Annotated in this window: 7 protein-coding genes; 1 reads left to right on the top strand and 6 read right to left on the bottom strand. The window is 63.4% G+C overall.

The features are described 5' to 3' along the window. The 6 genes from QZY07_RS17565 to rfbB all read right to left on the bottom strand — a co-directional run. The coding region (locus tag QZY07_RS17565) for a CHASE domain-containing protein (RefSeq protein ID WP_295405515.1) at positions 1-1,586 on the bottom strand (1,586 nt) is incomplete at its 3' end. Positions 1,587-1,828: 242 nt separating this feature from the next. Next, the gene (locus QZY07_RS17560; protein ID WP_295405514.1) at positions 1,829-2,323 is read right to left on the bottom strand and encodes a hypothetical protein; all 495 of its coding nucleotides are present in this window, start codon (positions 2,321-2,323) and stop codon (positions 1,829-1,831) included. 211 nt (positions 2,324-2,534) lie between these two features. Next, on the bottom strand, positions 2,535-3,446 hold the full coding sequence (rfbD, locus tag QZY07_RS17555) for a dTDP-4-dehydrorhamnose reductase (RefSeq protein ID WP_295405512.1): 912 nt from the start codon (positions 3,444-3,446) through the stop codon (positions 2,535-2,537). Beyond that, entirely contained in the window at positions 3,443-4,009 is a 567-nt protein-coding gene (gene rfbC / locus QZY07_RS17550; protein ID WP_295405509.1) for a dTDP-4-dehydrorhamnose 3,5-epimerase, read from the bottom strand. Before rfbC ends, rfbD begins: the two co-directional genes overlap by 4 nt. Continuing rightward, on the bottom strand, positions 4,006-4,887 hold the full coding sequence (rfbA, locus tag QZY07_RS17545) for a glucose-1-phosphate thymidylyltransferase RfbA (protein WP_295405507.1): 882 nt from the start codon (positions 4,885-4,887) through the stop codon (positions 4,006-4,008). Before rfbA ends, rfbC begins: the two co-directional genes overlap by 4 nt. 58 nt (positions 4,888-4,945) lie before the next feature. Next, complete coding sequence (rfbB, locus tag QZY07_RS17540) at positions 4,946-6,007, bottom strand: dTDP-glucose 4,6-dehydratase (protein ID WP_295405505.1); 1,062 nt, start codon at positions 6,005-6,007, stop codon at positions 4,946-4,948. A 369-nt stretch (positions 6,008-6,376) separates the two neighbouring features. Between rfbB and QZY07_RS17535 the strand changes: the two genes are divergently transcribed. Then, positions 6,377-9,508, top strand: a complete 3,132-nt coding sequence (locus QZY07_RS17535) for a DUF499 domain-containing protein (protein ID WP_295405503.1) — start codon at positions 6,377-6,379, stop codon at positions 9,506-9,508. Positions 9,509-9,610 lie beyond the last annotated feature (102 nt).

Genomic DNA, 9,610 nt, shown 5'->3' with positions numbered 1-9,610 from the left:
CGTCCGGAGCCGAGCAGGCGCGGGTTGCGGCCCAGGACGTCCTCGCGACGGTAGCTGGTGATCCGCGTGAAGGCCTCATTGACATCGATGATGGTGCCATCGGCGGCGGTGATCATGATGCCTTCCCACGCATGGGTGAATACGTTTGCGGCCAACTGGACTTTCTCTTCGGCCTGCTTGCGATCGGTGATGTCCTCATAGATCCCCAGCAATCCGAACACGGCGTTGTCCCGATCCCTGAGCGCGACCTTTGACGTACGAAACCAGGTCGTCTGTCCGGTCGTCTGCTGTTCATCATAGGACAGCTTGGGGAGTCCAGACGCCATGACGGACCGGTCATCGGCCCGAAACAGTTCCGCCTGCGCCGCCCAGGACATCTGATGGTCGTCCTTGCCGATGACATCCCGGGGATGCGTCATCCCGGCGTCCCTGGCAAAGGCCGTATTGCACCCGAGATAACACAGGTTGCGATCCTTCCAGAACACCCGAATCGGGACGGTATCGATGACCGTCAGGAGCAGCGTCCGCGTTTCCGCCATCGCCGCGGCGGTCCGTCTGATCTTGTCGGCAAGTTCGCCGGCGATCCGCGCGGCGTTTTTTCGTGTATTGATCACGGCGAGGATCAACCCGAACAGCAGGCCGCTGAGCGCCAGGCCACCGGCCAGGGTGGTCCAGGCGGGCGCGTTGCCGATGCCGGGGGCGCTGGCGGTGCGATCGAACGCCAGCAGCCACGTCCGGCCGTGGAGATCGAGCGTCCGCTGTTGGTAGAACGGCGAATGCATTGCGGATGCGCGGTCAGGTTGGCTGTCGAACAGGAGTCCGGCGGGCGACACGTCAAGACCGTCGTAAATGGTCAGGTCGAGGGTCTTGCCTGCGTGACTCTCCCCGTCGCCGAGGATGCCGATCATGAGGTCATGCATGCGGTAGGGGCTGTAGGCCCAGCCGAGCAGCGCCGCGCGCCGTTGTTCAAGCGTGTCGGTCGGTGCCCCGTTGCGATAGACGGGGACATACAGGAGAGTGCCGGCCTGGATCTGGGTGCCGGTCTCCTGCACCAGTTCGACCTTGCCGGACAGGGCCGCGTCGCCACTGTCGCGCGCCCGGTTCATGGCGGCCCGGCGGACCGGCTCGGCGTACATATCGAAACCGAAGGCGCGCAGGTTGCGGTCGCGGAAAGGTTCGAGGTAGATGATGGAGGTGTAGAGGGTGCGCGCGCCGGGCGGGCGGACGCGGTAGTCGGGAAAACCTTCGCCCCGGATGCGGGCGAGGTGGGAGGCGAGTTCCTCCGGGGGAATGACTTCCGCAAACCCGATCCCTTGGACGCCGGACACGCTTCCGCTCGCGCGCAGGGTCTCGACGTAGGCCCGCCACTCGTTGCGCTCGACCGTAGTCGACGCGGCAAACAGGGCGGCACCGCCGCGCAGGATCAGCGCATAGGCGCCCAGGCGCTCCTGGATCTTGAGGGCGACCTGATCGCAGTTGAAGGCGAACTGCCTCACCTCGGCCTGTTCGATGCCCTGCCGGACCTGCAGGGCGGCGATGACGCTCGCCAGGCACCCGATACCGAGCGTGATCCAGGTGAGTCGCATCGTCCAGGATCGGTTGAATGTCAGCATAGAGTTTGTGGGAGCGGCATGCTGCGATGAGCGTGTCCACCCATTATAGGGGCAATGCGCGAATCTGGGGTTCGCGGCGTGGTGGATAACGGCGGGGCATGGTCTGATCTCAAAACGCCGTCATTGCTTGTTCTCTACCCTCCTCCAACCGGCCAATCCCGACCTGGAGCCGCGCTACCGTGGCGCCGCACGGCGCGATGTGACATTTCCCGGTCTTACAACTCGGGCGCCACGATGTCGTGGTAGCGGTAACGGATGGTGGTGGTGTCGCTGGATTGCCTGACCGGCAAGCCAGCGTCCTGACTCGTCTGCAAGGTCACATTCGAGGCCGGCTCGGGAAGCCCCGCGATCTCGATGGTGTAGCGCGTGATCCGCGTCGCCAGACCCTCCAGGGTTTCCTCGCCGTCGTCCTGGCAGTTGGTCACCTTGGCCTTGCCGCTTTGCATCATCTCCAGCATGACGGTTTCGGCGTGATCGAGGTCGGGACCGCGTTGCCATTGTCCGTCATCGATGCGCATGAAAAATTGACCATCGACCTTCATGGCTTCCATCTTGGCGCCCTTGATGTCGATCACGCTGTGCCATCGCGCCTGGGCGATCTTCATCGCGCTGGCCTTGAAGATGGGGTCGCACGCGGCCTCCAGCGCCAGGACGGGCGAGGACGCGGCAAGCAGGGTCAGCAGCGGGGCAGCGAGCATTGGTCGTGTCATCGATTGGTTCCTGTCGTGCTCAAGGTCGTGGTGAGAGAGGTTGGGGGTCGCCCCTTACCACCACAAGGCCGGTTTCCAGCGTGCCTTCCGCTGACAGCCATACACCAACGGAAGCGTCGGGCAGACTGCCCTGTCGTCTCAGCCCGGCCAAGACCAAGAGGAGCGCCCAAATCTGCGTGTCATCCGATGGATGCGACACCGGAATCGAGCGTTATTTCAACTGTTCCAGGCACTGATCGAGCGAGAGCCGCCAATCCGGCATGATCAGCCCGAAGGTCTTCCGGAAGCGGCTGTTGTCCAGGACCGAATACATGGGCCGTTTGGCCGGGGCCGGATATTCCGAGGACGGGATGGGGATCAGGTTCGAATCCAGCCCGCTCGACTCCAGGATGGCGTTGGCGAAACCGTACCAGCTCACCTGTCCGGAGCCGGTGAGATGGTAGAGCCCGCCAACCTGGTTCAGATCCAACTCGCCACGCAGCACCCGATAGAGCACCAGCGCCGTCATCTCGGCCAGCATCCGGCTCCAGGTGGGCGAGCCGATCTGGTCGTCGACCACACGCAATTCGTCCTTCTCGCGGAACAGACGCAGCATGGTCAGCAGGAAGTTGGCCCCGCGCGCGCCATAGACCCAACTGGTGCGGAAGATCAGCGATTTCGCGCCCGATTCCAACAGGGCGCGCTCGCCGCCGAGTTTGGTTTCGCCATAGACATTGAGCGGATCGGGCAGATCGTCCTCGGTATAAGGGCGGTCCAGGGTGCCCGAAAACACGAAATCGGTGGAGTAATGAATGATCGGAACGCCGCGCGCGGCCAGCAGGGCACCGAGTTCGCCAACCGCGTCGGCGTTGATGCGCTGCGCCATCTCTCGGTCGACCTCCGCCCTGTCGACGGCGGTGTAGGCGGCTGCATTGACCACGGCGTCGGGCTTGGTGTCGTGAACCAGCCGCGCGAGGGAGGCCGCGTCCATCAGGTCGATGACGGGGCCATGATCGCCCTCGATGGAGGCGGCGATCACCTCGCCGAGCCCGGCGAGCGTCCGGCACAACTCCCAGCCAACCTGACCGTTGGCGCCGATCAGCAGAAGACGGGGCCGGTTGCCGGCGGCGGTTTGCTTGGTCATACGTAATCCTCGTAGCCGGGCAGGCGCTCCGCCGGGATGTCCTTCAGGAGTGCTGCCTCAATGTCTTTGCGCGAGAGTTCCGGGGTGCCATCCAGCGGCCACTCGATGCCGATGTCCGGGTCATCCCAGCGGACGCTGAATTCGGTGGCCGGGCTGTAATAGTCGGTGTTTTTGTAGACGAAGAGCGCGCTGTCGCCCGTCACCAGAAAACCGTGGGCAAATCCGGGCGGCACCCAGAACTGGCGTTTGTTCTCGCCCGACAGGATGACGCCGACCCATTGTCCGAAGGTGGGGGAGCCGCGGCGAATATCCACCGCGACATCGAAGACCTCGCCCGCGTAGACCTGCACCAGCTTGCCCTGCGCCCGCGGATGCTGGACATGCAGCCCGCGCAGCACCCCTTTGCGCGAGAAGGATTGATTGTCCTGGACCATGGGCGACGGGATGCCGTATTCGGCATAGCGACTGGCTTGATAGGTCTCCAGGAAATAGCCGCGCTCATCGCCCCAAACCTTGGGTTCGATGATGAACGCGCCCGGAATCGCGGTTTCGATGACTCTCATATCCGACCCCGTTGCAGCAGGCCCAGCAGATACTCGCCGTAACCGCTCTTTCTCAGCGCCTCGCCCATGGCGCGCAACTGGCCGTCGTCGATCCAGCCGTTGAAATAGGCGATCTCTTCCGGACAGCAGATCTTGAGTCCCTGACGTTTTTCGATGGTCTCGATGAATTGACCGGCCTGCATCAGCGACTCATGGGTTCCGGTATCGAGCCAGGCGGTGCCGCGTCCGATGCGGGTCAGCGCGAGTTCGCCCTGACGGAGATAGCAGTTGTTCAGGTCCGTGATCTCCAACTCGCCTCGCGGCGAGGGCGCGAGCGTCGCGGCCAGCGCGCACGCCTTGCCGTCGTAGAAATAGAGACCGGTTACCGCCCAGTTGGATTTGGGCTCGCGCGGTTTTTCTTCCAGATGGACCACCTTGCCATCGGCGTCGAATTCGGCCACGCCGTAACGCTGCGGGTCGGAGACGTAATAACCGAAGACGGTCGCGCCCCGTTCGCGCGCGCTCGCGGCCTTGAGTTGCTCGACCAGACCGTGACCGTAAAAGATGTTGTCGCCCAGGATCAGACAGGATGGCGCATCGCCGACGAACTCCCTGCCGATGAGAAACGCCTGCGCCAGACCGCCCGGATCGGGTTGCTCGGCATAACTCAACGACAGCCCCCATTGCGCGCCATCGCCGAGCAGTGATCTAAACATCGGCAGATCGTGCGGGGTGGAGATGATCAGAATCTCGCGTATCCCCGCCAGCATCAGCGTGGAAAGCGGATAATAGATCATCGGTTTGTCGTAGATCGGCAGCAGTTGCTTGCTGATCGTGCGTGTCAATGGGTAAAGCCGGGTACCCGAGCCACCGGCCAGGATGATGCCTTTGCGATTCATGTCAACAATCCTTTCGAGCTGTCAGCGTTGATCATCGGTTGCGACCAGCGGCGTTCGATTAATCATTCCCCGAGCCCAACCGTTCGCCGCGATAACTCCCATCCATCACCCGCCCGCACCAATCCGGGTTATCCAGATACCAGGCGACGGTGCGTCGCATCCCGGACTCGAAGGTCTCGACCGGCTGCCAGCCCAGTTCGCGCTTGAGCTTGCTGGCGTCGATCGCATAGCGGCGATCATGTCCGGGGCGGTCGGCGACGAAACTCTTGAGTTGCAGATGCGGGCGAGACGGCGCATCGGGCAGCAGTTCGTCGAGCAGCGCGCAAAGGGTATCGACGACCTCAAGATTGGTCCGCTCGCTGTTGCCGCCGACGTTATAGACCTCGCCCGGCGTGCCCGCCTCCAGCACCCGCCAGATGGCGCGGCAGTGATCCAGGACGAACAGCCAGTCGCGGATGTTGCCGCCGTCCCCATAGATCGGCAGCGGCTCGCCGCGTTGCGCCTTGAGGATCATCAGCGGGATCAGCTTCTCGGGGAACTGATAGGGACCATAGTTGTTCGAGCAGTTGGTGGTGAGCACCGGCAGGCCGTAGGTATGGAACCAGGCGCGCACCAGATGATCCGACGCCGCCTTGCTTGCCGAATAGGGCGAGTTTGGCGCATAGGCGGTGGTCTCGGTGAAGAGCCCGGTCGCGCCCAGCGAGCCGTAGACCTCATCGGTGGAGACATGCAGGAAGCGAAATCCGTCCCTGGCTGGGCCGGTTAGATTGGACCAATGGGCACGAGCGCGGTCGAGCAGATGGAAGGTGCCGAGCACGTTGGTGTTGACGAATTCCGCCGGGCCGTCGATCGAGCGATCCACATGACTCTCGGCGGCGAAGTTCACCACGGCATCGACTTCATATTCTTGAAGCAGTCGCCCGACCAACGCCGCATCGCCGATATCGCCCTGAACGAAGATATGGCGTGGATTAACTTGCAGGGCCGCCAGGGTGTCCAGGTTACCGGCATAGGTCAGCAGGTCCAGATTGACCACGCGGGCATCGGTCTCGTCCAGGATGAAATGGACGAAGTTACCGCCGATGAAACCCGCGCCGCCAGTGACCAGTAGGGTACGCATATGTTCTCCCCGATGCCCTGTGAAACCGCGTCCGGCATGACCGGCGTCGTTTGAGCATCGGCCCGGCCCGAGCTGGCCGATGTCGTCGCTGGCGCGGTGATTTTAGGTGTTCGATGCTCGATCGTTTCCGAACGCGCGATTGTACCTTCGCCAACCCGGTCCAGCCAGTTGCGATCGCTTCGGGGCAATTCCCGGCTTCGTCGGTCGGGGCGAAACCTGAGCGAAGGGCGGCTTGCGCATACGTGCCGATCTCATCGACGATAGCCGCTGGAACCACAACGAGACCACGGAAGAACCAATGTGGAAAGACTTGACAAGACGAAAAACCCGGCAACCCCCGCGATCCTTCCCTCGGACCTCGAGCCCCCCATGAGCATTCTTGACCTCTGCACACCCCGCCAGTCTGTCCATGCGGCGGACCGGCGCGCCACGGTTCTTAACCTCGATACCTTCCTCAAGGGACAGGTCAAGGGCGCGGAGTTCTTCGAGGAAAACTACTTCACCATCGGGATGCTCACGCTGGTGGATCGGGCCTTTCGCCATCTCGGCGGACAGGGGGCGGGCTCCTCGGTGTTTCTGCTGTCGCAGGCGATGGGGGGCGGTAAGACGCACAGCATGATCGCGCTGGGCCTGTTGGCGGACGATCCCGCGTTGCGCAACCAGGTTCTCGGCGAACACAACCCCGCGCCGACACTCGGGCGCTGTCGCGTCGTGGGCTTCAATGGCCGCAGCACCGATGCCGCCGGGGGTATTTGGGGATCGCTCGCGGAGCAACTCGGCAAAGCCGCTCAGTTCGCCCGCTATGTCTCGCCCCTGCTCAGCGCGCCGGGGCCGGAAGCCTGGAAGCAGTTGTTGGGTGGCGAGCCGCTGATGCTGTTTCTCGACGAGCTGCCGCCCTATCTGGAGTACGCCGTCGCGGTCCCGGTCGGGAATGCCGACCTGGGGGTAGTGACGACCGCACTGGCGAACCTCTTCGTGGCCGTCGCGGACATGGACAACGTGTGCCTGGTCCTATCCGATCTGGCCGGGTCGAATTTCAGCATTGGCCAATCCTCGCTGGAGTCGGCATTCAACCGCGCGGTGCAAGGTATCTCCTCGGAATCCAGGCGGATCGCCGTGCCGATCACGCCGGTCAACCCGAACGGCGACGAGCTGTATCACATTCTGCGCAAACGGCTATTCGAGCGGGTCGCGTCTGAGCCTCGGATCGCCGTGGTCGCCGCCGCCTATCGCGAGGCGCTGCGCGAGGCGGCCAAGATGGGCCTGACCACCACCTCGCCCGAGACGCTCTATACCCGCGTCATCGATGCCTACCCCTTCCATCCCGATCTGCGCGAACTGGTGGGCAAGTTCAAGGAAAACGAAGGTTTTCAGCAAACCCGTGGCGTGATTCGGCTGATGCAGATGGTGGTGTCCAGCCTGTGGGACTCTCGGCGCGCGGCCAGCATCGACTTGATTCACCCTTACGAACTGGATCTGAATCTGGACGAGATCGCGTCCGAGATCCGCACCATCAATCCTTCCCTCAGCGAGGCCATCGCCCACGACATCGCCCGCGGTGGCGATGCGGAGGTCGAGCAGATCGATGCCACCAATGGCAATGCCGATGCCTCGGAGGCCGCCCGCCTCATCCTCGTCGCCTCGCTGTCCACCACGCCGGGCGCCATTCATGGCCTGCGCGAGTACCAGCTCGTCGATTGTCTTCAGCGCCCCGGTCGCGACCTTTCCACCTTCAAGGCCGACGTCCTCGACAAACTGGCGACCCGCGCCTGGTATCTCCACGACTCCGCCGATGGCCGGTTGTTCTTCAAGAACCAGCAAAACCTCGCCGCCAAGCTGCGGTCAACGGCGCTGTCGCTCCACACCGAAACCGTCGAGCGAATGCTCCGCGAGCATCTTGAAGCCTACTTTTCGGCCTTGCTGCGCGACTGCTATCAGGTCATCAAGGTGCTACCGCCACCCGACGAGGTTCAGGTCGAGCAGGAGAAGACGATCCTCGTGATCGTGCGTCCCGGCGGCCAAGCGAACCAGCTACCCATCTCGGCAGATTGGCAAGCATGGTGGAATCAGCAGCCATACAAAAACCGTGTCCTCTTCCTCACCGGCTCGCGGGACACCTTTCAGAGGGTGCTCGATGCCGCCCGGCAGACGCACGCCCTGAAAAGCATCAACGACGAACTTCAGACTGAGAAAACCCCAGCCAATGATCCGCAGTGGCGCGCGCTCGGTGTGCTGCGCGATCGCGTGGGCCTGCAATTCACCGCCGCCCTCAAGGAAGCCTTCGATCAGATTGTCTATCCCTCGATCAACACCGCACTGCGCGCCACCGGCATCGATCTCGCCTTTGCTGGCAACCAGAACGGCGAAGCAACCCTCCGCAAGACCCTCGAAGGCGCGCAGAAATTCACCACCAAGATCGACGATGACAGTTTCCGCACCCGTGCCGAGGCCCGCCTGTTCGGTTCCTCCGACACCAAGGTTGTTCTCTGGTCCGACTTCAAACGCGCTGCCGCCGTCAACACCAACTGGCCGCTGCACAAGTTATCCGCACTCGACGATCTCAAGGCCGAGTGTCTGCGTCGCGATCTCTGGCGCGAGGAAGGCAATCACATCCGTCGCGGCCCCTTTCCTCCACCCGTGCCCGAGGTGTCGATCCGCGAACTCTCCGTGCAGGACGAGGGCGATGGCCACACCTATCTGAAAATCGAACCGCTCCACGCCCCCGCCGTGGTCTATGAAACCGGCGATGCCGAGCCGACCGACGCCTCCAGTCCCGTGCCGACGCCCACCCGCTTTGAGGCCGTGGGGTTGCGCTACCGGTTTCTCGCTGTCGATCCCGACGCCCCCGCCCGGATGAGCGCGGTGCGCGAATGGAAGGCCAAGCTCAGGCTCAAATATCAACTGCACCACCGGGGCGATCACCACGAAGTCGAATTGCTCGCCCTGCCCAAGGCGGGCGGCATCGTCATCCGCTTCACCACCGACGGTTCCGCGCCGACGGGCACCGCTGCCGCCACCTACGACGGGGTTTTTCGCGTCCCAGCGAATTGCCGCGTTGTCAGCGCGATCGCCGTGGCCGATGCCTATGAGCTGACTTCAGAGACGCTGCGCATCCCGATTCCACAGCAGGGCGAGACGGTGCGGCTCGTGATCGACCCCGCGCTGCCGGCGCGCTGGAATCAGCCAGCGAAATTCGATGACGCCGGCGCGGTGTGGGACTTCATCCAGCGACTGGAACAAACCAGCGGGGTCCGCGCGCATGACATCAGCCTGACCGCCGAAAGCGGCGACGGCCAGCAGAACGTCGATTATTCCGGCGCACTCAACGGCGGCTACGCTGGCGCCGCCGTCAAATCCATTGCCGAACGGCTTCAGGAGTTGGTCGGAAGCGGCAGTCTGCGCCTGACGGTCGGTTCGCTCGCGTTTCCGAGCGGACAGGCGTTGCTTGACTGGCTCAAGGCGGTGAATCAGCCCTTCAACGCCGCGAAAGTCAGCCAGTAATCTCCCCTCACCCCAACCCCACTCCCCGCAGGGGAGAGGGGCTTTTCTCCCATCTCCCGTTGGGGGAGAAGGGTCGGGGATGAGGGGGAGGGGGGCGTTTGG

This window comes from uncultured Thiocystis sp. (assembly GCF_903866365.1).
GTDB lineage: Bacteria > Pseudomonadota > Gammaproteobacteria > Chromatiales > Chromatiaceae > Chromatium.
Note: the sequence above shows the minus strand (reverse complement) of the source record. Positions and strands in the feature narration are given on the sequence as shown.

Coding starts and splice junctions, on each gene's coding strand:
- rfbB (WP_295405505.1), bottom strand. CDS start 6,007: ATGCGTACCCTACTGGTCACTGGCGGCGCGGGTTTCATCGGCGGTAAC.
- QZY07_RS17560 (WP_295405514.1), bottom strand. CDS start 2,323: ATGACACGACCAATGCTCGCTGCCCCGCTGCTGACCCTGCTTGCCGCG.
- QZY07_RS17535 (WP_295405503.1), top strand. CDS start 6,377: ATGAGCATTCTTGACCTCTGCACACCCCGCCAGTCTGTCCATGCGGCG.
- rfbA (WP_295405507.1), bottom strand. CDS start 4,887: ATGAATCGCAAAGGCATCATCCTGGCCGGTGGCTCGGGTACCCGGCTT.
- rfbD (WP_295405512.1), bottom strand. CDS start 3,446: ATGACCAAGCAAACCGCCGCCGGCAACCGGCCCCGTCTTCTGCTGATC.
- rfbC (WP_295405509.1), bottom strand. CDS start 4,009: ATGAGAGTCATCGAAACCGCGATTCCGGGCGCGTTCATCATCGAACCC.